Source organism: Thauera sp. SWB20 (genome assembly GCF_000831325.1).
In the GTDB taxonomy this organism is placed as follows: domain Bacteria; phylum Pseudomonadota; class Gammaproteobacteria; order Burkholderiales; family Rhodocyclaceae; genus Thauera; species Thauera aminoaromatica.
Genome location: NZ_JTDM01000005.1, coordinates 1 through 23,237, shown reverse-complemented (window position 1 = coordinate 23,237; position 23,237 = coordinate 1). Strand labels below are relative to the sequence as shown.

The window sequence follows — 23,237 nt, the reverse complement described above, 5'->3', positions numbered from 1 at the left end:
TTCCTGCTGCTAGGCGACTCCGACTCGCAGCGGGGTCCATTCGCTTTCCTTTACGGCTGCGCTCACTGCCATGACGAGCTTGTCGAGATTGCTGGCCGTCACGCCCTCCAGTGCCGAATGCCCCCGCAGCATCGAGCGCGGTTGCAGCAGTGCATGGTAGATCTGCCAAGGGTCCGCACCCCTGGTCAGCTTCAGGACGGACTGGATCAGCTCGTGCTTGAGTGGGTCGAGGTGCCAGTCCGGTACACGCTGGCCGCGATTGCCTACGTTCAACGCCAGCAAGTTGCCCGCCTTGATCTCGTAGCTGATCCACCTGCGGGATTTGCCCGCCATCTTGGCAAACGCCGCGACGGGAAGGTTGTGCGGCGCTTCGAAGACATCGAACAGCTCCATCCTCTCGCGCTGAATGTCCGAAGGCACCAGCGGCGCGGCCGATCGAGGGGGCGGAACCGCCGGTAGCCGATGTGCGGCGGCAGAAACCAACGGCATGGCGTCACCCGGCTTCGTCACGAGCAGGATTGGCGAAGCGGCAACCGGCGTGGAGGGTGCGCTTGCGGTTTGCTCATTCGGGAACGCGGGCACGCCTTCCAGATGCACGGTGAGCGGCATGCTGGCCGCCTCGACCTGGTTCTGCTCGAAGAGGTCGAGCCGATCGGCCCAGTCCTGCATCATGCGGCGACGCTGCTCCACGTACTCGGCATGGTTGTAGGTCGCGCTGACCTTGTTGGGATCGACATGCGAGAGCTGTGCATCCACCCAGACCTTCGGGTAGCCGATCTCGTTGAGCGCAGTGGACATCGTGCCGCGGATGCCGTGTCCGGTCAGGCGTTCCTGATAGCCCATGCGCTTGAGGGCACCATTGAGCGTGTTCTCGCTGATGCGCTTCTTCAAGTCGCTGTCGTGCCGGAACAGGTAGCGCTGGGCCGGCTTGAACTCATCCAGCAGGTGCCGGACGATCTCCATGGCCTGAATCGACAAAGGCACGATGTAGGGCGGGATGTCCTTCGGCTGCTGCCGCTTCTTGCGCATATCCAACTGGAGTTGCTTCACGACGTCGGGCGGGATGATCCACAACCCACGGTCCAGATCGAATTGATCCGGCATCGCCTGTCGCAGCTCGCCGGTTCGCACGCCGGTCAGCAGCAACAGCCGCAGCCCGAGCTGGGTCTGCCGCCTGCCGCGATAGCTGCGCAGCCGCTGCAACAGCGTCGGCAGCTCGGCCATGCGCAGGAACGGGTTGTGGTTGACGGGTGGCAGCGGCAGCGCCACCACATCGAGATCGGAGGCAGGGTTCTGCTCCAGGCCCGGCACGATCACCAGCGCGTAGCGGAACAGTTGGTTGAACCACGTCCTGACTTTCTCGGCGACGGAGAGCGCCCTGCGCTTCTCGATCTTGGCAATCACCTCCAAGAGGTCGGGACGCTTGATCTCATAGACCGACCGCTTGCCCAAGGCGGGCAGCACATCCTTGTCGAAGATGCGCGGAAGTATCGAAAGGGTCGTCTGCCGGCCTTCCTTGAGGCTGAGCCCGCGATGCTTGAGCCACTTGCGATACACCGCCTCGAAGGTGTTTTCGTCGGCGAGCCGGACAGCGGTGCGCTTCTGCTTGCGGTGAACGCGAGGATTGGTGCCTTTGGCCAGCAGGGCGCGCGCTTCGTCGCGCAGGCTGCGGGCCTCGCGAAGCGTCACCTCCGGGTAGGTGCCGAGCGACATCCGCTTCTGCTTGCCCGCCCAGTAGTAGCGGAAGTGCCAAGTCCTGCCCCCTGCAGCCGTGACGGCCAGGGAGAGGCCATCCAAGTCAGGGAGGGTGTATGCCTTGCCAGTTGCCTTGGCCTGCCGAACGGCCAGGTCTGAGAGTGCCATGCTCTTGCTCCTGAACATGAGTCAGGAACCAGATGCTGGTCACGTCGACCTCGCCCCTCCATCAACAATCCGGAATCAGCCGCGCCCGCAAAAATGGACTTGTTTGTGGACTTAAAAGTCCCGGCTGTAGGCGGATCGCAGTGGACCACGGCAGAACGTCAAAGAGAGGAAAAGTCTTTGTGGAGCAATGACTTGCAGACTCTCTTGGACTTCTGCGGAAGTCCGCAGAATGATGCAGTGGAGCGGGTGAAGGGAATCGAACCCTCGTCATGAGCTTGGGAAGCTCAGGTAATAGCCATTATACGACACCCGCATTTCGGGCCGATCTGGCGCCGACCGCGAAGAAGGCCGGATTGTACTGCCACGGCCGGTGCGCTTCAACCGCGGCGGTGTTTTCAGGCGGTGAGCCGTTCCACCGCCTCGCGGATGCGTGCCGGCTCGTCCATCTTGAGGATGCGCTGCACCCTGGGGGCGAGCTCGCCGAGGTCGGCGCGCAGCACCTGCTGCTTGATCTCGAGGATGCTGCCCGGGTGCATCGAGAAGTTGCGCAGGCCCATGCCGAGCAGCAGCTCGGTGTACAGCGGGTCGCCCGCCATCTCGCCGCACACCGACACCGGCAGGCCGAAGCGCGCGCCGCTGGAGATGGTGCCGGCGATGAGCTTGAGCACGGCGGGGTGGAGCGGGTCGTAGAGGTGCGCGACGGCCTCGTCCGAGCGGTCGATCGCCAGGGTGTACTGGATGAGGTCGTTGGTGCCGATCGACAGGAAGGCCAGCCGCCGGATGAACATGCCGAGCGACAGCGCCGCGGCGGGCACCTCGATCATGCCGCCGATGCGGATGCCCTCGTCGAACTTGATCTTTTCGGCGCGCAGCTCGGCCTTGGCCTTCTCGAGCAGGGTCAGGCACTGGTCGACCTCCTGGGCGTGGGCGAGCATCGGCACCATGATCTGCAGGCGGCCGTGGGCCGAGGCGCGCAGCAGCGCGCGCAGCTGCGTCTTGAACATCTTGGGCTCGGCCAGCGAGTAGCGCACCGCGCGCAGGCCGAGCGCCGGGTTGGGTTCCTCGCGCGCCTGGGCACCGTTGAGCGCCTTGTCGGCGCCGACGTCGAAAGTGCGGATGGTGACCGGCTTGCCGGGCAGGGCCTTGACCACGGCGCGGTAGGCCTCGTACTGCTCTTCCTCGTCGGGCAGGGTGTCGCGGCCGATGAAGAGGAACTCGGTGCGGTACAGGCCGATGCCGTCGGCGTTGGCGCTCTTGACCGCGGGCAGGTCCTTGGGGCCCTCGATGTTGGCGAGCAGGTTGACCTCCTCGCCGTCGAGCGTGGCGGCGCGGGTGTCGCGCAGGCGGTTGAGCTTGGAACGCTCGATCTCGAGCTCGCTGCGGCGCAGGCGGTATTCCTCGACGATCTGCTCGTCGGGGGCGACGATGATCACGCCGCGGGTGCCGTCGACGATGATGAGCTCGTCGTCCTCGAGCAGGTCGCGCACGTGGTGCAGGCCGACCACCGCGGGGATCTTGAGGCTGCGCGCGACGATCGCGGTGTGGCTGGTGGGGCCGCCGACGTCGGTGACGAAGCCGGCGATGTTGTGGTCGCGGAAGCCGATGGTGTCGGCGGGCGACAGATCGTGGGCGACGACGATGCTGCCCAGCCCGTCGCGCCGACGCGGCGGCAGGTGGCCGGGGTGGCCGAGCAGCACCTTGACCAGGCGCTCGACGACCTGGACGACATCGGCCTGGCGTTCGCGCAGGTAGGGGTCCTCGATCTGGCGGAACTGCTCGACCAGGTGCTCCATCTGCTGCACCAGCGCCCACTCGGCGTTGCAGCGGCGCTCGGTGACGAGCTGGCGGGCGGCGTCGACCAGCATCGGGTCGGCGAGCATCATCAGCTGCAGATCGACGAAGGCGCCGACCTCGCTGTGCGCCTGGCCGGAGGTGGTGATCGCCTTGAGACCGATCAGCTCGCCCTGGACGGTGGCGAGGGCCTCGTCGAGGCGGGCGAGTTCATCGTCGAGGTAGCGCGGCGCGACGTGGTAGTGATTGACCTCGAGCAGCGCGTGCGAGACGAGGTGGACATGGCCGATCGCGATGCCCTGCGAGACCGCCAGGCCGTGCAGCGTGAATGACATCTCATTCCCCTTCGCCGAAGCGGTCGGCGACCAGCTCCTGGATGGCCTGCAGTGCCGCGTCGGCGCCCTCGCCCTGGGTGTCGATGGTGATCGTGCTGCCGCGCGCGGCCGCCAGCATCATCACCCCCATGATGCTCTTCGCGTTCACCCGGCGGCCGTTGCGCTCGAGCCAGACCTCGCACGGAAAGCTGCTGGCAAGCTGGGTGAGCTTGGCCGAGGCGCGCGCGTGCAGACCGAGCTTGTTGATGATGGGGGCGTCTCCTCGCGGCATCTTCGCGGTTCTCCGTGGTGCGTTCGTTCGTATGTTCTTGTTGGCGGGTGTGATCAGCCGGGCTGCACGCGCGTCACGCCGTCGCCCGCGCCGCTGACGGCGCGCCGGATCAGGGTGTCGAGGTTGCCGTCGCGATGGGTCAGCAGGCGCAGCAGCATCGGCAGGCTGACTCCGGCGACGAGCTCGATGCGCCCGGGCTCGATCAGGCGCGTGGCGACGTTGCACGGGGTGGCGCCGTAGAGGTCGGCGAGCAGCAGCACGCCCTCGCCGTCATCGACCGTGGCGATCATCCGGCGCGCGAGGGGCAGCGCGTCGGCGGGATCCTCGCCCGCCGACAGGCCGAGCTGGCCGAGCAGCGGCGGGCGCTTGTCGAGGACGTGGCACACGCACTGGATCAGCGCTTCGCCGAGGGTGCCGTGGGTGACGAGAAAGAGGCCGATCATGGGGTTCTCCGCAGCCTTCGATTCTAGCCGACTCGCCGCCCGCCGTGCCGCTGCGGGCGGATCGAGTGCGCGGGCGAGGCGCAATCCCATCTGTCATGATCTGTTTGTACAAAAATATGTAGAAAGCTGCAAGACTCCGCCCCTCGTCGCCGCGGCGAAGGCTCGGCCGTGCGCGTGAATTCCGCGAATTCCCATAATCACAAGGAGCTGCAATGACGGATGGCAGCGATCCGATGGCTCCCTCGGGGGCGGTCAATCCGATCGACACCGACTACAAGGTCGGCCAGGACAACATCGTCCTCAACGTCGGGCCCTTCGGCCTCGACATCCACAACCGCGTGTTCGCGGTGTCCGGCCTGCTGGTGGTCGCCTTCGTGATGCTCACCCTGGTGCTGAACCGCCTGCCGTGCGTCCACGCTGGACCCGGGCGCTCCTCCATCGTGCGGAATTGCGCTCGACTCGCCAGGACCGCCGCGAACCTGCAGATGCGGGATCAGGGCGCCTTGACGTTCTTCGGACGGATGCAGCCCGGCCACAGGCGGTTGTCCGTGTCGAGGAGGACGAGTTCGAGCTCGCGCAGCTTCTTGAGGTCGCGGCTGCGGGTCTTGTCGTTGAGCTTGAGGTAGAGGCTGGCGTACCACGGGGCGTGACGTACCGCGTCCAGCCCCTGCGCCTGCCCCTGCGCCAACAGTTGCGAGACGATGGTGTACTGGCGCGGGTTGAGGGTCTTGTTGTCGAGCAGCTCGCGGCAACGGCTCTGGAAGAGCAGGACGCCGACGAGGCGATTGACCCGGTCGTGCAAGGCGTCGATCGTCGCCAGCATGCCTTCCTGGTGAAAGAGCACGAAGTCCGTGTTCGGGTGGGGCCGGTGCTTGTCCGCCCCTTTACGGCAGGTGTTGAAGAGCGTGAAGTAGGCGTCGATGTGCTCGAGGTAGTAGCGCGCCAACGCGAAAGGGGCGTATTCGTAGCCGGCGGCCTGCAGCAAGGTCGCTTCGACGACGCGCCCGACACGGCCGTTGCCATCCCAGAAGGGGTGGATGAGTTCGTAGTAGTAATGCACCAGCGGCGCGCGGACGAGCGGGTGGATGCCTGCATCCTCCAACTGGCCGTGCCAGGTGATCAGTGCTTCGAGCAGGCGCCAGATGTCGCCCCCGTATTGTGGCGGCTTGTAGCGTCCGCCGTGCTGCGGACTGCCGACCTGGGCGGTGCGTCCCTTGGGGGTGTCGCGGAGAAGGCCGGGGCGGTTGTCGGCGTGCGGCAGATCGTGGGTGATCAGGCCGTGCACCTCGGTCATGAAGTCGATCGACAGCTTCCAGCCCGGATCGAGCGCAGCCTGTCTTGCGCGTTCGTAGGCGGCCTTGATGTTGAGCACCCGCCGCTGCTCGATCTCCTGCACCTGCGCGGGATCGAGGTCGATGGCGGAGCGTGTTTCATCCTCGGTGAGCGTGCCGCCTTCGATCGTGTTGGTCCCGTAGATGCTGCTGGCGATCACCTCGCGCTCGAGTTGATTCGCCACCTGCGCGAGCGGCGAGGCGACGAAGCGCCGATGGGCATCCTCGACGCGCTGCATCGGAAGCTGCAGGCGGCCAGTGTCGACGCCCACCTGAAAGAGGAAGGGGCCGAAGCGGTCGGTTTCGACGCGCAGCGCGAGCTCGGGAATCTCGGAGGCGATCATGTCTGCCGGAATGTCCGCTCAAAAAAACAGAATTTTATTCTATTTTCAATGAGATGGCGCGCGTTATCGGCGATCCGTGTCCGTCCGGATGTCCAGCGCTCGAGGCCTGATGGACCCGGCTCGGCAAAAGCGAAGGGGCGAACCGGCCGCCGCATCGCGCGGCAGCGGGTTCGCCCCTTGTCGTGCATGCGCGGCCATCGCCGCGCGGATCAGTCCAGGCCCTGGGACTGGAGATACTCTTCGTACGTCCCGCGGTAATCCACGATCTGGTGGTCGAGCTTGATCTCGATGATGCGCGTAGCCAGCGAGCTCACGAACTCGCGGTCGTGGGAGACGAACACCAACGTGCCGTTGAACTTGTCCAGGCCGGTGTTGAGCGACTCGATCGATTCCATGTCGAGGTGGTTGGTGGGCTCGTCCATCAGCAGCACGTTGGGGCGCGACAGCATCAGCTTGCCGAACAGCATGCGGCCCTGCTCGCCGCCGGAGATCACCTTCACCGACTTCTTCACCTCGTCGCCCGAGAACAGCAGGCGGCCGAGCGTGCCGCGCAGCAGGGTCTCGTTGTCCTCGCCGGTGGCGGCGGCGGTGATGCGGGAGTAGGGCGCGATCCAGTCGGTGAGGCTGACGTCCTCGGCGAAGTCGGCCGAGTGGTCCTGCGCGTAGTAGCCCGGCTTGGCCTTCTCCGCCCACTTGATGGCGCCCTTCTGCGGCGAGAGTTCGCCCACCAGCAGCTTGAGCAGCGTGGTCTTGCCGACGCCGTTCTCGCCGATGATCGCGACCTTCTCGCCGGCCTCGATGGCGATCGAGAAACGGTTGATCAGCGGCTTGTCCATGCCCGGATAGGCGAACGAGATGTTGTCCACCTCGCAGGCGAGGCGGTGCAGCTTGTCCTTGTCGTCGTAGTCGAAGCGGATCCACGGGTACTGGCGGGAAGACGGCTTGACGTCCTCGGGCTTGAGCTTGTCGATGAGCTTGAGGCGGCTGGTGGCCTGCTTGGCCTTGGACTTGTTGGCCGAGAAGCGGCGCACGAAGGCCTGCAGCTCCTGGATCTTGTCCTTGGCGCGCGCGTTGGCCGACGACTGGCGCTCGCGCGCCATGGTCGACGCTTCCATGTAGTCGTCGTAGTTGCCCGGGTAGATCGTGATCGTGCCGTAGTCCAGGTCGGCCATGTGGGTACAGACCTGGTTCAGGAAGTGGCGGTCGTGCGAGATGATGACCATCGTGCAGTCGCGGTTGTTGAGCACGTCCTCGAGCCAGCGGATGGTGTTGATGTCGAGGTTGTTGGTCGGCTCGTCGAGCAGCAGGATGTCGGGGTTGGCGAACAGCGCCTGGGTCAGCAGCACGCGCAGCTTCCAGCCGGGGGCGACCTCGCTCATCGGGCCGTTGTGCAGCTCGGTGGGGATGCCCACGCCGAGCAGCAGCTCGCCGGCGCGCGCCTCGGCGGTGTAGCCGTCGTACTCGCCGACCTTGCCCTCGAGTTCGGCGGCGTGCATGTAGTCGTCCTCGGTGGCGTCCGGGTTGGCGTAGATCGCGTCGCGTTCCTTGATCGCCGCCCACAGCTCCTCGTGGCCCATCATCACCACGTCGAGCACGCGCATGTCTTCGTAGGCGAACTGATCCTGGCGCAGGTAGGCCATGCGCTCGTGCGGATCCTTGGAGACGTTGCCGGCGCTGGGGTCGAGGATGCCGCACAGGATCTTCATGAACGTCGACTTGCCGGCACCGTTGGCCCCGATGAGGCCGTAGCGGTTGCCGTCGCCGAACTTGACGGAGACGTTCTCGAACAGGGGCTTGGCCCCGAACTGCTGGGTGATGTTGGCTGCGACGAGCACGGAAGCGTCCTGATTTTCAGATAAAACAAAGCCTTGGATTATAGCGCAGCGACGCTGCGGCGTGCGCTGCGCGTCAGGGCCGATGCGCGGGCCGTGCGGGCGGATCCGCGCCGTGCGGAGCTGTGCCCGCGTGTCGGAATCGTCCGACGCCGGTTTAGGACCGGGCCGATGGGGCGGAGCGGGGGTGGCGCCTAAAGTGAAGACGTGATCCGGGGCTGCACCGCCCGGCGCCCTCAAAGGAGAACATCATGCTGCACTACGCCGTCGTCTTCTTCGTCATCGCCCTCATCGCCGCCGTGTTCGGTTTCGGCGGCATCGCCGCGGGTGCCGCCGAGATCGCCAAGGTGCTCTTCGTCGTGTTCCTGGTGATGGCGGTCGCCAGCTTCGTCATCAACCTCGTCAAGGGGCGGTGAGTCCATGGCCCGCGTCGTTGGTGGGGCCGGCCTCGCCGGCCCGCTTCGGCTATGCTCGCGCCCCTACACCGCATTCCGGACCTCCGCCCATGCTGCGCATCGCCATCGTCGACGACCACCAGATCGTGCGTGCCGGCTTTCGCGAGCTGCTGGCCGACGAGCTCGGCCTCGAGATCGTGTTCGAGGCCGCCTCGGGTGAGGCGGCGCTCGAGTCCCTGCGCGAACAGCCGGTCGACGTGCTGCTGCTCGATTTGTCGCTGCCCGGGCAGAGCGGCGTCGACGTGCTGCGCGCGGTGCGCCAGCGTTACGAGGGCATGCGCGTGCTGATGCTGTCGGGTTTCCCGGAAGAACGCTACGCGCTGGCGATGATCCGCAACGGCGCCGACGGTTACCTGTGCAAGGACTGCTCGCGCGAGGCGCTGCTGCAGGCGATCCGCACCGTGGCGCAGGGCCGGCGCTACGTGTCGCCGCGCACCGCCGAACTGCTCGCCGACGAGCTCGGCGGCGGGGGCGGCGGCGCGCCGCACGAGAAGCTGTCCGACCGCGAGCTGCAGGTCTTCCTGCGCCTGGCACGCGGCGAGTCGGTGTCGGACATCGCCGCCGTGCTCAACCTGAGCGTGAAGACGGTCAGTACCTACCGCACCCGCCTGCTCGAGAAGCTGGGGGTCGGCAGCAACGCCGAGCTGGCGACCTACGCGCTGCGCCACGGGCTGATCCTGGACTGAGGACGCCGGGTCGATGACTGCGCCACTCCATTCCGCACCTGCCACCGTCCCCGCGCTGCGCGTCGTGCTCGTGGAAGACTCCGCGATGCTGCGTGGCATGCTGTGCGAGATGCTCGCCGAGCTCGACGGCGTCGGCGTCGTGGCCGAGGCCGAGGACGAGCAAGGGGCGCTTGCCGCGCTCGAGGCGCAGCGCCCGGACCTGGCGATCATCGACCTCGAGCTGCGCGCCGGCAGCGGGCTGGGCGTGTTGCGCCAACTGCAGGCCGAGCCGGAGCGCTTCGGCCGTCCGCGCGCGGTGGTGTTCTCCAACTACGGCCACGCGCCGGTGCGCGCGCGCTGCGAGCAGCTCGGCGTCGAGCGCTTCTTCGACAAATCCTTCCAGCTCGACGAGCTGATCGACTTCGTCCAGGGGGCCATTCCAGGCATTCCGGGCTGAGCCGCGTCAGTGCATGCGTGCGAACGGTACGCGTGCGGTGATGCGCGTGCCCTTGCCCGGCGCGCTGACGATCTCCAGCCGACCGGCGAGCATCTGCACCCGGTGCGCCATGCCGGCCAGTCCGTGGCGGTTGTGGCCGCGCGCCGCCGGGTCGAAGCCCACGCCGTCGTCGTCCACCGCCAGCACCAGCTCGTCGCCCTCGACCCGCAGGCGCAGCCGCACCGCGCTCGCCTGTGCATAGCGGCGCACGTTGGTGAGTGCCTCCTGCGCGATGCGGTAGAGCGCGAGCGCCGTCTGCGCGGGCACATCAGGCAAGGCGTCGGGCAGGTCGATCTCGAACTGGCCGCCGTGTTCGCCGATGTCGCCGCTGTCGGGCAGGGCGCGCAGCGCCTCGATGAGGCCGAGTTCGGACAGCAGCGGCGGGCGCAGATCGGCCACGACCTTGCGCTTGAGCGCGATGCCCTGGTTCAAGGTGTCGAGCAGGCGGTCGAAGCGGCTGCGCATCGGCGCGACCGCGTCGGTCGGCAGCTTGCGCGCGATCCAGCCGGCGTCGAGCTTGGCGGCGGTGAGCAGGGCGCCGAGCTCGTCGTGCAGTTCGCGCGCGAGGCGCGCCTGCTCGGCCTCGCGCGCATTGGTCAGGTAGGTCGCCAGGCTGCTCAGTTCCTCGGTGCGGTGGGCGACTTCGGTGTGCAGGCGCTCGTTCTCGGACCGCAGCAGCTGGGCCATGCGCTCGCGCAGGCGGTCCTGGCGGTAGAGCACCACGACCAGCACCAGCAGCAGCGCCAGCACGCTCGCGCCGAGCACCCGGTTCATCGTGCGCGCGTCGGCAAAGCGCGCGAAGGCGCCCTCCTGGGTGGCGTCGATCTCGGCCTGGGTCTCGTTACGCAGGGCGAGGATGCGGGCGCGGATGTCGTCGGTGACCTGCTTGCCGGTGCCGCCGTCGGGCTGGTCGGCGCCGGGCGGGACACCGCGTGTGATCGCGCGCGTGAGCAGGCTCCAGCGCATGTCGATCAGCAGCGCCAGGTGGTCGACGGTCTCGCGCTGGCGCTCGTCCGCCCAGGTGTCGGCGCGCAAGGCGGCGAGCGTGCTTTCCAGCGCGGCCTGGCCGTCCTGGTAAGGCGTCAGGTAGACCGGGTTCTGCGTCAGCAGGTAGCCGCGCACGCTCGACTCGGCGTCGAGCATCTGCAGCAGCAGGGTGTCGAGGTGATGCAGGCGCACCGAGCGCGCGCGCAGATCCTCCAGCGCGACGCGGCTCGACTCGGACTGCCACTGGCCGGCGAGCAGCCACGCCAGCCCGAGCACGAAGCTCAGCAGCAGCACGGCGATCAAGCGCCCCGCGCGCGGGTGCGGCAGGCGGGATGGGGCGGGGGGCAAGGGCAGGGGCTCCGGATCAGCGTTCATGGACCTGTCCAATGCTAGCCCACGCCTGCGGGCTTGTCCGGAGCACGGGGCGGCCGCGCGCGCACGGCCTTGGGCGGGGGCTACCGTGGAAACGGGGCTTCCGTGCAGTGGGGGTCCCGATGGCGGGCAAGCCCACCGCAGGGGAAGCTCCAACCCCCGCTACGGGCAGGGGCTGCGGCGTGCGTCCTCAAGGACGGATCACGATGTCGTTCTTCACCGACTTCACGCCCGGGGTGGTGCGCGCGATCTCGACCGCACGGTTGCGCTCGGCGGTGCTCTTGGCGAAGCCGGACAACTGCACCGTGCCCTTGAGCGTCTCCACGCTGATCGACATCGCGCTGACCGTCGGATCCTCGGCGAACTTGGCCTTCACGCGCGTGGTCACGGTGGCGTCGTCGACATATTCGCCGACCGTGGATTGGTCGCGGGTGACGGCGCAGCCGACGGCGGTGAAGGCGAGCAGGCCGGACAGGGCGAGGGTGGCGGCGGTGTGTTTCATGGTGGGTCTCCTGAGGGGTCTCGTGTCTTGGCGGGTCGGTCCCGCGAGCGGGTTGCAACTCCACTATAGGCGCGACTTCCTGCGGGCGTTGTCCGACGAGGCGGAAAACCGTGTAGGACGATTCCGTCACCTTCCCGTCGGGGGATGCCGATCATCGCGTGCCGGGGCGCTCGCCCGCGTCGCGCGGGAGCCTCCTGCGCGTGCGCAGGCCGCCGTCCTGCGCAGGGCGGACCGCCCTGGACGGTCCGCGTCCGCCCTCAGGGCCGCTGCGTCTGCGCGATCATCTTGTCGAGCGCCATCGTGTGGTCCGCCTCCTCGGTGGCGAACTCCATGGCCAGCGTCTTGATCTCCGGGTCGGTGCTGGTCTCGGAGACGGTGCGGTAGAAATTCATCGCGCGCGCCTCGTTCTCGCGCGCGTATTCCAGCGCCTGCCAGGCGTTCATGGTGTAGTCGAAGGCGTCCTCGTCGCCGACCTCGGTGGGCGCGACCCAGCGGTATTGCCAGGACTTGAGCCGCGGCAGCTCGTGGCCGGCGGCGCGCTCGACGATCGAGTCGCCGTGCATGTTGGAGTAGCGCACCATGTCGCGGAACAGCGAGGCGACCTCGAGGTTGTTGTGCGCCTCCATCATGTCGGCCAGTTCGAGGTAGCGTTCGGCGGCCTCGCGCTCCATGGCGATCGCGTGGGCGAGAAATTCGGGCATCGTGTAAGACATGGTCGTCCTCCTGGAATCGTGTCGTTTTGTTTGGCTTCACATATATCACGTGGTGAAACGGACGACAGGCTATACGCCGACGGTCTGCTTGTCTCGCCGCAGCGCACAAGGGGGGCCACGCACACACCGAAACCGGCTGTCGTCCATCTTCGTCAAGGCCGTCGCCCGGGCATCGGTCGTCGATGCACGCGCCGGAACGACCTCGCCCCCGCACTGGCCCGCACCCGCATGCCGTCTTGTGCCACTTGGCGCAGCTTCACCGTTGGAGAGCCTGTTGATGCCGTGCTTGATTCCCTTGTGAACTGGTCTATAAACTGGTCTATGGCAACCGGAGAACGTGATGAATCTTGAAATCGGCTCATACGAGGCCAAGACCAAACTGCCCGAACTGCTCCGCGGCGTGCAGGCGGGCAAGCGCTACACCATCACCCTGCGTGGCGAGCCCATCGCCGACCTGATACCGGCTGAAGGCGCCAAGCAAGCGGATGCCGCCGCGGCCGTCGATGCGATGCGCCAGTTCATGCGCGTGGCACCCGCCGTCGAGGGGATCGACATCAAGGCGCTGATCAACGAGGGGCGGGCATGAGCTTCGTGCTCGATAACTCGGTGGCGATGTGCTGGCTGCTGGCCAATGGCAAGCCGGCCGATGTGGCGTACGCCGAGGCCGTGCTCGATGCGCTGCGTGAGCAGCAGGCGCTGGTCCCATCGCTGTGGGCGCTCGAGGCCAGCAACATGATCGCCCGGGCCGAGGCCAAGGGGCTGCTCACCGAGGCACGCTCGCAGGCCTTCGTCGTCCTCCTGCAGCGACTGAACATCGCGACCGATCCGGCCACGGCCGCCCACGCCTTGGGTGACACCCTGCACCTGGCCCGGCGTCACAAGCTATCGGCGTACGACGCGGCCTATCTGGAGCTGGCCCTGCGAACCGGCCTGCCGCTCGCGACCCTGGACGCAGATCTCAAGAAGGCGGCGCAGGCCGCGGGCGTGGAGCCGTTCGCCCCGAACTGACCGGGTGCCGAGCCGTCGCCCTTGTAGCGGAGGGGCTGATCGGCGATGGCCGTGAAGTTGTCCGACGTGGCTTCGAGACGAAGTTCGTCGAGCAAGTTGACCTCGATTTCCCTGGGGGGAGCCTGACAGAAGCAGCGCCCCGAGTGAAGTGGGCGTGAGTATCGCTAGTATCCGGGGGGGGAGAAGGGCGGCTCGGCAAAGTCCGGGGGCTGACACAATCGGCCATCAAGAGACATAGCGGCTCAGTAATTTCGCCGAACGCGAACGGCAGGTTACTGATCCTGGTCCGGTTGGCGGTCTCTCGTCGGCCTCGGACAAGTCATCGGCCGGAGCCGACGCTCGCTGACTGCCTCAATCCGCGATGAACGACAGCTATGCGGAGGCTATTTCCAATAGCGGCAGCCGGCCAGAAGCGGCCGTTTCAGCTTGCGCTCCGAAGCCGTCATTCGAAACACCCGGACGGCAGTGCGTCCATCGGCGAATGCGCAGCCGGCACCACCGACCTTTTGCACCTGGCTGCCTCGCGCCTTGAACGGCTTGGCCGCCCGGCGGCCGCGCCTCCTTTTGGAGCAGCTCTTCGGCGCGGCCACCGCCACCCTCACCGAGTTCGCGGCCAACGCACCCTGGGCGCGTGCCGCCTTCACGCTCGTGCTGCTGCACACCTGGAAACAGAATCTCGCCCGCCTCTGCACGTGCATGCCTTGGGCACGGCGGCCGCGCGCTCACCAGCGAGGGCCGGAGGGCGCCCCGTGTCAGGGGGACCGCAATTTTCGCGGCCCGTCGAGCCCTCTGCATTCGGTTTGACAGCGACTCCCGCCCACCTACAATCCCAATAAGCATTACCCATGCGGCGGTCAGGTCCAACGAGGTTTATCCGCCGCAACGCCGCCCCGACGTGATTCGACGCATCGTTCGGCGGCGGAAAGGCGCTATTCGTTATGCCTCCTAACCCCAGGGCAGGGCATGGTGCTGTTGACGACGCGGGCAGGAGAAAAACATGAGAATCGGATCCCCAGTCATCGGTATGGCAGCTGCGGTGCTGTGCACGTCGGCCATGGGGCAGTCCTACTGCAAATTAGGTTCGGAGGAGTGGATTGCCGGGTGCGAAGCCAGTTGCACCGCAAGTTGGGAGGGGAGCGATTGCCCCCGGTCGTGCAGCTCCACTCCACCCGCAGGCTACGTAATTGTTAATCATCGGGCCAAGATCCTCAGTGTCAACAACGGTGGGCATGACGTCTCGCGTATGGCTGCCGATCAAGAGTTCGACTACAGCCGGCAGGTCCAGCAGGCGTACAGCCATGCGATTGACTTTGCGGGGAACGCTGGCAACAAGGCAGCCGAAGGCCGCTTGAAAGAGGAGGCGCGTAACGCAATTGCAGAGGCGGAAAGATTCGATACCTCGCACCAGATGGTGAGGCTGAACGTCAACGCCTCGAAGCATAGCAGCCAGTTCGACAGGAAACGTGGTTGGAGCAAAGCCCAGGTTGAGATGCTCATTCGCTGCGTCGTTCCTCCGAATCTTGAGCAGCAACTCTTGCAGAAGCACGCGCTTCGCTGACGGGGAGGCATGACGGGCCGGTCAAGCGGGCGGACTGGCACGGGCCCGCTTCGCCGCCTTTGCAGTCACTTGTCTCCAATGTTCGGTCACAATTTCGATGTATGCGTTTACCTCAAAGGAGGAACAACTATGCGAAGAGTACTGCTGACCGTCTTTGTTTCTTTGTTGCTCACGTTTGCTGCCAATGCGCAGGAAAACAAACCGCTAAATGATTTTCATACGTCCATTCTTGAAAAGAGCAAGAGCGGTCAGGAAACGCTTTCGCCCGAGATTTCGGCTACCCAGAATCCGCACGTCAAGCCCTACGCGGCCATAGTTCAAGCTTCAAAATGGACGACTCTTACCATCCCAGTCTGTTGGGAGAATCCATCTGCAGAGCATACGGAGTCAATGGAGTGGACTCGGGATGCAGTGGCAAAGACATGGGGAAGGGTTTCTGCTCTCAAGTTTACGGGATGGGCGAAATGCGCAGGAATAAACAAAGGAATTAGGATACAAATCGCCGATACAGGTCCGCACGTAAAATCACTTGGAAAGTTTCTCGATCAATTGAAGAACGGCATGGTTCTGAATTTTACATTTGGCAATTGGAGCCAAAGCTGTCAATCGAACCGAGAGCAATGTATTCGGGCGATTGCGGTTCACGAATTCGGTCATGCGATTGGCTTAACCCACGAGCAAAATCGCGCGGATGCGCCGGGCGAATGTCGTTTGCTTGCACAAGGCACGGACCCCGACGTGGCGTTAACCCCATATGATCCCACTTCGGCGATGAACTACTGCAACAAGAACTGGAACAATGATGGGTTTCTTTCCATACTAGATGTGTCGGCAGTACAGACGTTGTACGGAATGCCGTGAGAGTGTATCGGCGTTGCCTAAGGAGAGAAATGTGAGAATAGCCCAAGTGTTTTTTCTGGCCCTTCTTGCGGCAACCACTTTGCCTAGCGTGGCTGCATCACTTTCCGATGTGGTGATGGTCAACCGAAATAGTGTGGTCTACATAAAGGTTGAAAAGGCGGCTGAGATCACCGGAGCAGTTACCGAGCAGCATGGCACTGGATTTGTAGTCAATCAAGACGGGTTTGTTCTAACTGCAGCTCACATAGTCAGCAGCGGCCCAGGTTTCCAGGTGGAAGTACGAGGAGCAGAGGGAAGTAGAGAGGGCCCCCTCGAGGGCATGGAGGTGCTCTACGAAAACTCGAATTTTGACGTAGCGGTATTGAGATTCAAAAATACCGCCAAACAGCGCAAGGCAGTTTCCCTGGGTGATCCCTGGAAGGTGGCTGAAGATGCCACCGTCTATGCAATGGGGTTTCCCGGGGTCGAGGAATGGTTTCACACCGAGGGAAAGCTTTCTGGAAAAGGACCAAAAGGCTCCTGGAACACTACAATTACATTGAATCCAGGAATGAGCGGAGGTCCGATTTTTAACACTGAGGGAAAGGTGGTGGCAATGGTGTGGGGGGCGGTGTCCACTCAGGGTATCGCAGGGATCAACAGAGTGCTTCCAATAAATCTCTTGGCTGACGCATTGCGGATTACGGGCGGTATTGCACCTGGAGGTTCTCCTCCACCGCCAATTCCTATACAAGGCATTGAAAAGAGCTACAGGTTTGATGAAACCCAGAACTCACTGGGTGGGCTTCAGGCGGGCTCGAGAAGCTATTCTCGAACCTTTCAATCTGAACCTGGTTTCAAGATCGTAGACTACAAGTACGTTGCGAAGAGTGCCAATAACGCAAATATTTCGAGAATAGTGCTGTCACCGGATGGGAAGGTGTTAACAGTTGACTTTTCGCTCACCAGTGGACCGGTGTTTGACCAGTGGCGCGGTTGGATTGATGCGGAGGTATTGACACGTCAAGTAAAGGAATAGGCTCGTTTGCTTATAGGGTAGAACAACAACTTGCAGGGGACCGTCCACTAGCGGCGCCGCGCCCCATTTTTTTCCGGCCCCGGGGTTGAGCGCTATACGTGCTAAAGGAGAACGCCGTGCCGTGCAATAGAGTCGCCATAGCAACTCTTCTGCTTGCCGTTTCCGTCAAGGTTTTAGCGCAGAACGTGGGCCAGTGTGACGCCGCGCTCGCCCCCACCATAGAGAAGGCTGCATCCGACTACGCTCTTGCGCAGTCCTATATGTACGTGAATGCTGCGCTTGAGTACGACAAGCTCAAACGCTCTTCGGCTGAAGAGCGGGGCACATCGGCGTCATACAAGTTCTTTGGTGCCGAATACAACGAATCAAAGAGTTCTTCGGAGTTCCAAGAGAAGATCCGGGACCGTCTGAAGCGCGAGAACTTCTCGATGTCCGAGTCGGAGTCGCGATCAAGCTATCGCCGATACCTATCCGGACCTCAGCTTTCAGCTTGGTCGAGTTGTGTCCAGTCGGTAACACGAGGCGGTGCTGTTATCCTGCTGGCAGAGTCGGTTTCAAGCTCGGCGTTTCCGATCAGGGTGCGTTGGTACCCTCCGGCCGGTGTCGGGACGGGAACTCTTGTTATTCGAATCCGAAATGGCACTATTGATGACACAAATCACCTGCAGGTTCAGCTTCAGGGGGCAACTGAGAAGGCATTTATAGTGGAGCCGGACACCTCTACCAGGCAGATTGTGCTCACAGCGGAGATCATGGGAACTGCGGATACTCTTGCATTACCACGCGCCTTTCCTCCGGCTGAACCACCCAAGCCATCGGTGATTGGTGCAAAGCCCAAGACAAGAATGCAAATAACCGTTCCGGCCGCGGACTTCGTGCGGCCGCTGAATGTCGCGCTCGGTGGCCCGAACAACACATACGGTGCAGACGTTCTGCTTAACGGCCCTCCGTACAACGATCGGCCAAATAGGGCGGAGTTTGAGTTCAACGCTAGCGCCGGTGGGACGTATCTACTGAAAGTGGAGTATGCGGCTGCAGATGCAAGGCCTGTGCGAATATTGCTGAATGGCGAAGTTGTAATAGCAGAGGCCCTTGGCTCCCCCACCGGCTGTTGGACGACGGACTGTCAGCGGGTACTCAATCAAGGTCGGCTCACTCTACGAGAAGGCCTTAACGTATTGAGAGTCGAAAGAGGTAGCGTCTTTCCTCACATTCGCAAGTTTGTCTTTGAGCCAATGGACTGATCGTGTGAGGGCGTATTGCCCGACGGTCGAGCATGATGGCCTGGAGGCTGCGTTTGCATGCTTTCCCCCCTTCGGGCTCCGGCCGCCGCTCACCTACGACGTGGAGCGTCCGCTTTGCCTCAACACGTAGGACAGCTTTGGGTCGCTATGCAAAGCTTTACATAGCGACCCAATGCAGCCATCGGCGTCGGCGGAAAGCTGTCGCTCAAACGTCGGAGGTCAGCGGCGTGCAAACAGCGCCAACCGTTTGCCACGTCCCTTGGGGACATGTTAGGCCTCTCCGCTGGGTACTGGACCTGATGGCGACTGAATTTCAGACTTTCTATGCTCTGTTTGCGCGATGCGATGCAGATGTGCAAGATCGGTGACGAGATCGGCAAGATGAAAATCAGCGAGTGGTCGCGACACGGTCGGTGGAACATACAGCGTAAATCCGCCATGAAGAACCTGTGCGTGGCTTTCGAAGCTCTTGATTGGAAACTTATAGATCGTAGGCGGTGCTAATGGATATATCGACGCGAAGTACGCGTAGATTTCGTGGTCTTCTGGATAGAACTCTCGTAGATGAGACACCAGTCTATTAAATCGGTTTGGCTTGCTAGGGGCATTCAAATACAGAGACGTTTCGAGTGTGCCGACCTGCCACAAAATTAGTGGTACGTCTGGTATGAGAGGTCGTTTCCGTAGCAGCATGTCTGTCGCCTCATACATGAGAACTCCGTTCTGCCCCGGGTCGACCATCAAGTCTGCGAAAAGGCAGTCCATCGATGAGATGCCAGGAAGTACCTTTGCCTTGAGGCCAAGGGCCTTACTCATCTGCAAAACTAGGAAGGGCGGATAGGCGAAGACAACGGGGTGGCCGTATAGTGCCAAGGTCACTGGTGGATTCGAAAGCGCAGCTTCGATTACCTTGGCTGCCATGAACGTATACGCATTGCTTCGATTGTCGAACTCCTTGTAGCTTATTGGACTAAGGTCGGTAACCTTGCTTGTCTTAGTTTGCAGATACTCCTTAATTCCAATACCGGAGGCAACATACAGCACCTCTTTAGATTTGCCGAGGGCGCGTTCGACTTCGGGCGTCACCTGATCTAGAGCTGCAATGCCAAGCCCTGCTATGTAGACGTCGTAATCGGCAAATATTGGATCTAGGTCAAGAGGTTTTGGGGTGACGCGCCTCTTGTTGTGGCCTTCGACTTCGGCAACGAGTGTCCTGATGCTGTCAAACCTCGTCGACAGATCGGATCTCTTTACCTGTTCGGCTGCTTCGAGCACTTCATTTGACGGAGAGAAGTCGATCTCTGGCGGGAACGCCGCGAAGTTCTCGACGTCACTGAACAACTCAATGATCTTGACATACACGTAGAAGTCATTCTTGTCCTGAAGCACCTCGCCGATTGTGAGTCCTCGGCTCACGATCAGATTTCGCTCCTCGTCACTGAGGTTGAACTCCGAGGTGGCTCCTGATGGATCGGTAAGGAGGCGTTCCCTGAACTCAATATCGTTGGCGGCCCGCAGCAGCAGGTCTTTCAGACCACGCAGTTCCATCTATGCCTCCTTTGCGGATGATTCGTGATGGATTTAGAACGGAAACGGCACTTCGGTGCCATCTGGAGCCGCTTGCGCAATGTCAGTTGCTTCTGTACGAAGCCAGCCATTCCCCGCGAAGAACACAGAGCCGTGCTTCAAGAGTGCCGCCCATCCCGCCAGCTCAGCCAAGGAACTTACGGGGAAGCGCGCGATCGCCCCCGAAGCGAACTTCATGCGAACAAGTCCTGTATTGGATGTTGGGTTCCAGCCCATATCGAACGACTCAACCCTGTTGTCCATCAGCTCTCTCCTTCGAACGTTTGGTAGGGCCGCGGAACTGCTACTCGGGGTAGACCTAACGCCATCTGTAGCGGTTGCTCGAGGGAACGCTTAAAGGGAGCGTGCAAAGGCTGCTCATGGCCGACAAGAGCCTCCCGTCATCTCATTGCTTCAACATAGACGATCCCAATACACCTACAAGTCAAATGTAACGGTGACCGGCCGCTCCTGGCCGCCTGCTGTCTGCCATGAGTGGGCAGGCGACCAGGTCGTTAGGGGTATGGCACGGCACGATTAGACAAAATGAACCATTCTGTCCAACGGCTGGCCTCAACCCCCAAGCAACGGCGCGGCTTCGGGCTTTGCCGCGCTGCGCCTCGAGGCGGATCACCGGCGGCTCGACGGAAGGGGCGTCCTGCACCGGCACAAAGCCTGGCTGAGCCACTAATCCCGTGCGTTCAGCGCAGGCCGGCTTGCGCCAGCTCGGCGGCGCGATGCCGCGCTCGCGCATCCAGCGATGCATCTGGTTGGCGTTCAGGCCGTTGGCCAAGACCACGCCCGCCACTGACACGCCGCAGGCTCACGGCAGGCCGAGATCACCGATTACTTGAAGACTTCGCTATGCGTTCGCCGACTCCGGCGCGGGATAACCACATCTATGGTGTCTACCATCGAATTTGATGGACACGATCTTCAATGGGCTAAACAGACGGCGGAAGGTGGGTTCGCCTGGTGCTTACGACGAACGCGACTTCGCGATTGGCGAGCCAGCGTTCAAATTGAGCCCGGGTGAAGCGATGGGTTTTGGTTACGCGCCAGGACGAATCGGCCACCGCCCTTGATCTTCTTGCACGGGAGGATTCTCGCCTTAACGAGCGATGGTCGCTGGACTTGCATCGCAGCCGACACCTAAGCTAGTAAAAGAGATCAATATTAAGCTGCTGTTTTTAAGTGTCATTTTTTAGAAATAAGGTATCAGAAGCCGCCGCGCATCCCGCGACGTGTGCCTCTTCCCCCCGCGCAAGGCTTATGAAGCTCGCCAGCCGGCCCCTGCCGATGCAAACCGGCTGCGATAGGCCGCCGGCGTCATCCCCACCTGGGCGCGGAACAGCCGCGCGAAGGAGCTACCGTTGAGGTAGCCGACGAGGGCGGCGATTTCCTCGATGCCGAGCCTCTCGTGGCGCTCAAGGAGCATCCGGGCGGTGTCCACGCGCAGCTTCTGGAGGTAGGCGAGTGGCGTCGTGCCGAGCACGCTGCCGAAGCGGCGGATCAGCGTGCGTTCGCTGACTGCGAGCGCGGCCGCCAGCGCCGGCAGCCTGACCGGTTCCGCAAGGTGCTTCTGCAGCCAGTCCTGGGCGCGCGCGACCATCGGGTCGCCATGTTCAGTTTCCGCCTGCAGCGGCAGGAAGGGCAGTTGGGTCGTCTGACTGGTGTCGATCAGCATCGTCTTCGCCGTCAGCCCGGCGACGCCCGGCCCGCAAAAGTGCTCCACCATGCGCACCGCCTGCAACAGGTAAGAGGCCGACGCGCCCGCACAGCACAGACGATCGGCTTCGGTCACCATCGCCCGCAGTTGCAGGTCGATACTCGGAAAGCGAGCGCGGAATAGCCGTTCCAGCCACCACGTCGTCGTGGCTGTCTTGCCCTGCAGCAAGCCGGTCTCTGCGAGCACGAAGGTGCCGGTGCAGTTGGCCGCCAGCATTGCGCCGCCTTGCCATTGCGCGCGCAACCACTCGCGTTGCGGCGCGGACGCATCCAGCAGGCGCTCGAATGCGGCGCGCCCTGCGTAATACAGCCCAGGAATGAAAACGAGGTCGAACGCTTCATCGGGAAGCGCCGAATCGACACCGAGCGTCAGACCGTTGCAGGCTGTCACCGGCCTGCCATCGCGTGCAACGAACTGCCAGGCGAACGGCCTGGCCAAAGCAACGCCGCTGATGCGCTGGTGGCGGTGCAGGTGGGCATTGGCGACCTGCAACACGTCGGCGAAGCCCGCGAGACTGGAGGCGTAGCAGCCGTCGAGGGCGAGAATCGCGGCGCGCCGCGGCGGCATCCTCATGTTGGCAGTATCCGCACAAAGATCGTCATTATCGCCAGTCGGGGCGCTGCGCACGCCACTCTACAGTGGGGTCATCTTCCATCGCTTCGGAGCCGTCCATGAATGTCCTGATCGTGCATGCCCACAACGAACCCAAGTCCTTCAACACCTCGATGATGAATCTCGCGGTCGAGGTGCTGCAGGGCGAGGGGCACGAAGTCCTCGTCTCCGACCTGTACGAGATGAAATTCAACCCGGTCGCGAGCGCCGACGACTTCCGTGATCGCGCCAACACCGACCACCTTGTGTACGCACTCGAGCAGCGCCATGCCTTTGCCGGCGGCACGTTCGCGCCCGACATCGCCGCCGAGCTCGAGAAGATCAAATGGGCCGATCTCGTCATCTTCAACTTCCCGATCTACTGGTACAGCATGCCGGCGATCATGAAGGGCTGGATCGACCGCGTGTTCGTCTCCGGCTACTGCTACGGCGGCACCCGCATCTACGATCGCGGCGGCCTCAGGGGCAAGAAGGCGATGCTCGCGTTTTCGCTCGGCGGCCAGGCACACATGTTCGGCCCGGGCGCGGTACATGGCGAACTCGAGGTGCTGCTGCAGCCCATTCAGCGCGGCATGCTCGGCTATGTCGGCCTGACCGTCCTGCCGCCCTTCGTCGCCTTCCACGTGCCCTACATCAGCGCCGAGGCGCGCCGGGACTGCCTGGAACAGTATCGTGCGCACCTGCTGACGCTCGAACAGCGCGCGCCGCTCGCGTTTCCGTCGTTGGACGATTTCGACGATCGGCTGCAGCCGAGGGTGGCGGCCGCCTCCTGAGACGCCTCACGGTGGCGCGGCAAGAACGGAAACGGGGGCTTGCGCCCCCGATTCCATTTCTATCGCACAGTTAGATCGCCTTGAACAGCGGGCTGCGCACTTGCTGGGCGTCAGCCGCCGACAGGAACTTCTCGGTGTAGATGTCGCGCTGGAACAGCCGTCCCTGCATGAGGGTACTGATGCAGGCGTCGATCATGAGCGGTGGACCGCACAGGTAGGCCTTGTGACCGCGGAAGTCGTTGTCGAAGGCGCTCTTTGCCGCTTCATGCACGAAACCGCGAAAGCCCCGCCAGTCCGAAGCCTCTGGCTCGTGCGATAGCGCCGGCACGTAGCGGAAGTTGGGGTGGGCTGTCGTTGCGCAGCTGGATTTACCCAGCCTGCGCGCGCCCGACTACCCACCTGATTTTCGCCTTCATTCATGTAGCTACCAAGCAGCTGGGTCAGGAAAAGATGGGTAAGGGTATTCGC

The 23,237-nt window shown here is 63.3% G+C and carries 23 protein-coding genes, 1 tRNA gene and 1 pseudogene; 10 read left to right on the top strand and 15 right to left on the bottom strand.

The genetic code is table 11. The features are described 5' to 3' along the window. Positions 1–9 precede the first annotated feature (9 nt). The 7 genes from PO78_RS00665 to PO78_RS00635 form a co-directional block, all read right to left on the bottom strand. Positions 10–1,863 carry a tyrosine-type recombinase/integrase gene (locus tag PO78_RS00665; RefSeq protein ID WP_023094179.1) on the bottom strand — a complete coding sequence of 618 codons (1,854 nt, stop codon included), beginning with the start codon at positions 1,861–1,863 and terminating at the stop codon, positions 10–12. A 238-nt stretch (positions 1,864–2,101) separates the two neighbouring features. Then, positions 2,102–2,176 (bottom strand) — tRNA-Gly (locus tag PO78_RS00660). An 82-nt stretch (positions 2,177–2,258) separates the two neighbouring features. Then, positions 2,259–3,989: a phosphoenolpyruvate--protein phosphotransferase gene (gene ptsP / locus PO78_RS00655; protein WP_004265629.1), complete on the bottom strand. Its 1,731-nt coding sequence runs from the start codon at positions 3,987–3,989 to the stop codon at positions 2,259–2,261. Position 3,990: 1 nt separating this feature from the next. Next, a complete protein-coding gene (locus PO78_RS00650) occupies positions 3,991–4,260 on the bottom strand; it encodes an HPr family phosphocarrier protein (RefSeq protein ID WP_004265630.1) in 270 nt (89 codons plus the stop codon). A 53-nt stretch (positions 4,261–4,313) separates the two neighbouring features. Further along, a complete protein-coding gene (locus PO78_RS00645) occupies positions 4,314–4,703 on the bottom strand; it encodes a PTS sugar transporter subunit IIA (protein WP_043741359.1) in 390 nt (129 codons plus the stop codon). A gap of 493 nt (positions 4,704–5,196) precedes the next feature. Beyond that, the gene (locus tag PO78_RS00640) at positions 5,197–6,378 is read right to left on the bottom strand and encodes a Fic family protein (RefSeq protein WP_043741357.1); all 1,182 of its coding nucleotides are present in this window, start codon (positions 6,376–6,378) and stop codon (positions 5,197–5,199) included. 209 nt (positions 6,379–6,587) lie between these two features. Beyond that, a complete protein-coding gene (locus PO78_RS00635; RefSeq protein WP_043741355.1) occupies positions 6,588–8,213 on the bottom strand; it encodes an ABC-F family ATPase in 1,626 nt (541 codons plus the stop codon). 248 nt (positions 8,214–8,461) lie between these two features. Between PO78_RS00635 and PO78_RS22040 the strand changes: the two genes are divergently transcribed. From PO78_RS22040 to PO78_RS00620, 3 genes are all read left to right on the top strand, one after another. Continuing rightward, positions 8,462–8,626 carry a DUF1328 domain-containing protein gene (locus PO78_RS22040; RefSeq protein ID WP_004265637.1) on the top strand — a complete coding sequence of 55 codons (165 nt, stop codon included), beginning with the start codon at positions 8,462–8,464 and terminating at the stop codon, positions 8,624–8,626. A gap of 89 nt (positions 8,627–8,715) precedes the next feature. Then, entirely contained in the window at positions 8,716–9,351 is a 636-nt protein-coding gene (locus PO78_RS00625; RefSeq protein ID WP_043741352.1) for a response regulator, read from the top strand. Positions 9,352–9,364: 13 nt separating this feature from the next. Further along, a complete protein-coding gene (locus tag PO78_RS00620) occupies positions 9,365–9,787 on the top strand; it encodes a response regulator (RefSeq protein WP_043741350.1) in 423 nt (140 codons plus the stop codon). A gap of 6 nt (positions 9,788–9,793) precedes the next feature. On the opposite strand, the gene PO78_RS00615 is transcribed toward PO78_RS00620, so the two are convergent. The 3 genes from PO78_RS00615 to PO78_RS00605 form a co-directional block, all read right to left on the bottom strand. Then, on the bottom strand, positions 9,794–11,188 hold the full coding sequence (locus PO78_RS00615) for a CHASE3 domain-containing protein (RefSeq protein WP_043741347.1): 1,395 nt from the start codon (positions 11,186–11,188) through the stop codon (positions 9,794–9,796). A 187-nt stretch (positions 11,189–11,375) separates the two neighbouring features. Next, positions 11,376–11,687: a BON domain-containing protein gene (locus PO78_RS00610; RefSeq protein ID WP_012584464.1), complete on the bottom strand. Its 312-nt coding sequence runs from the start codon at positions 11,685–11,687 to the stop codon at positions 11,376–11,378. A 257-nt stretch (positions 11,688–11,944) separates the two neighbouring features. Continuing rightward, positions 11,945–12,400: a ferritin-like domain-containing protein gene (locus tag PO78_RS00605; protein WP_012584465.1), complete on the bottom strand. Its 456-nt coding sequence runs from the start codon at positions 12,398–12,400 to the stop codon at positions 11,945–11,947. Between the two features lie 340 nt (positions 12,401–12,740). On the opposite strand from PO78_RS00605, the gene PO78_RS00600 reads away from it, so the two are divergent. Together PO78_RS00600 and PO78_RS00595 are read left to right on the top strand one after the other, a co-directional pair. Next, a complete protein-coding gene (locus PO78_RS00600; RefSeq protein ID WP_012584466.1) occupies positions 12,741–12,986 on the top strand; it encodes a type II toxin-antitoxin system Phd/YefM family antitoxin in 246 nt (81 codons plus the stop codon). After that, entirely contained in the window at positions 12,983–13,408 is a 426-nt protein-coding gene (locus tag PO78_RS00595; RefSeq protein ID WP_043741342.1) for a type II toxin-antitoxin system VapC family toxin, read from the top strand. The genes PO78_RS00600 and PO78_RS00595 overlap by 4 nt, the downstream gene beginning before the upstream one ends. 383 nt (positions 13,409–13,791) lie before the next feature. On the opposite strand, the gene PO78_RS22700 is transcribed toward PO78_RS00595, so the two are convergent. Then, complete coding sequence (locus PO78_RS22700; protein ID WP_156147751.1) at positions 13,792–14,052, bottom strand: hypothetical protein; 261 nt, start codon at positions 14,050–14,052, stop codon at positions 13,792–13,794. A 353-nt stretch (positions 14,053–14,405) separates the two neighbouring features. On the opposite strand from PO78_RS22700, the gene PO78_RS22695 reads away from it, so the two are divergent. From PO78_RS22695 to PO78_RS22685, 4 genes are all read left to right on the top strand, one after another. Further along, positions 14,406–14,966 carry a hypothetical protein gene (locus PO78_RS22695; RefSeq protein ID WP_156147750.1) on the top strand — a complete coding sequence of 187 codons (561 nt, stop codon included), beginning with the start codon at positions 14,406–14,408 and terminating at the stop codon, positions 14,964–14,966. Positions 14,967–15,095: 129 nt separating this feature from the next. Beyond that, positions 15,096–15,827, top strand: coding sequence for a M12 family metallopeptidase (locus PO78_RS22690; protein WP_197068712.1), 732 nt, complete (start codon positions 15,096–15,098; stop codon positions 15,825–15,827). A gap of 31 nt (positions 15,828–15,858) precedes the next feature. Further along, positions 15,859–16,845: a S1 family peptidase gene (locus PO78_RS22035; protein WP_197068711.1), complete on the top strand. Its 987-nt coding sequence runs from the start codon at positions 15,859–15,861 to the stop codon at positions 16,843–16,845. Positions 16,846–16,943: 98 nt separating this feature from the next. Next, on the top strand, positions 16,944–18,089 hold the full coding sequence (locus tag PO78_RS22685) for a hypothetical protein (protein ID WP_156147748.1): 1,146 nt from the start codon (positions 16,944–16,946) through the stop codon (positions 18,087–18,089). A gap of 270 nt (positions 18,090–18,359) precedes the next feature. Here the strand turns inward: PO78_RS22685 and PO78_RS21825 are convergent, their stop codons facing one another. The 3 genes from PO78_RS21825 to PO78_RS00580 all read right to left on the bottom strand — a co-directional run bounded on the left by PO78_RS21825 (position 18,360) and on the right by PO78_RS00580 (position 21,957). Continuing rightward, on the bottom strand, positions 18,360–19,637 hold the full coding sequence (locus PO78_RS21825) for an SAM-dependent methyltransferase (RefSeq protein WP_052484332.1): 1,278 nt from the start codon (positions 19,635–19,637) through the stop codon (positions 18,360–18,362). A gap of 33 nt (positions 19,638–19,670) precedes the next feature. Then, positions 19,671–19,919: a hypothetical protein gene (locus PO78_RS22680; RefSeq protein WP_156147747.1), complete on the bottom strand. Its 249-nt coding sequence runs from the start codon at positions 19,917–19,919 to the stop codon at positions 19,671–19,673. Between the two features lie 1,006 nt (positions 19,920–20,925). Beyond that, positions 20,926–21,957 carry a GlxA family transcriptional regulator gene (locus PO78_RS00580; RefSeq protein WP_082047664.1) on the bottom strand — a complete coding sequence of 344 codons (1,032 nt, stop codon included), beginning with the start codon at positions 21,955–21,957 and terminating at the stop codon, positions 20,926–20,928. 98 nt (positions 21,958–22,055) lie between these two features. Here PO78_RS00580 and PO78_RS00575 point away from each other — a divergent pair, with 98 nt between their 5' ends. Next, complete coding sequence (locus PO78_RS00575; protein WP_043741333.1) at positions 22,056–22,769, top strand: NAD(P)H-dependent oxidoreductase; 714 nt, start codon at positions 22,056–22,058, stop codon at positions 22,767–22,769. 70 nt (positions 22,770–22,839) lie between these two features. On the opposite strand, the pseudogene PO78_RS00570 reads toward PO78_RS00575, so the two are convergent. Continuing rightward, positions 22,840–23,115, bottom strand: a pseudogene (locus tag PO78_RS00570) (phenol hydroxylase); the annotation flags it as partial. Between the last annotated feature and the right edge of the window lie 122 nt (positions 23,116–23,237).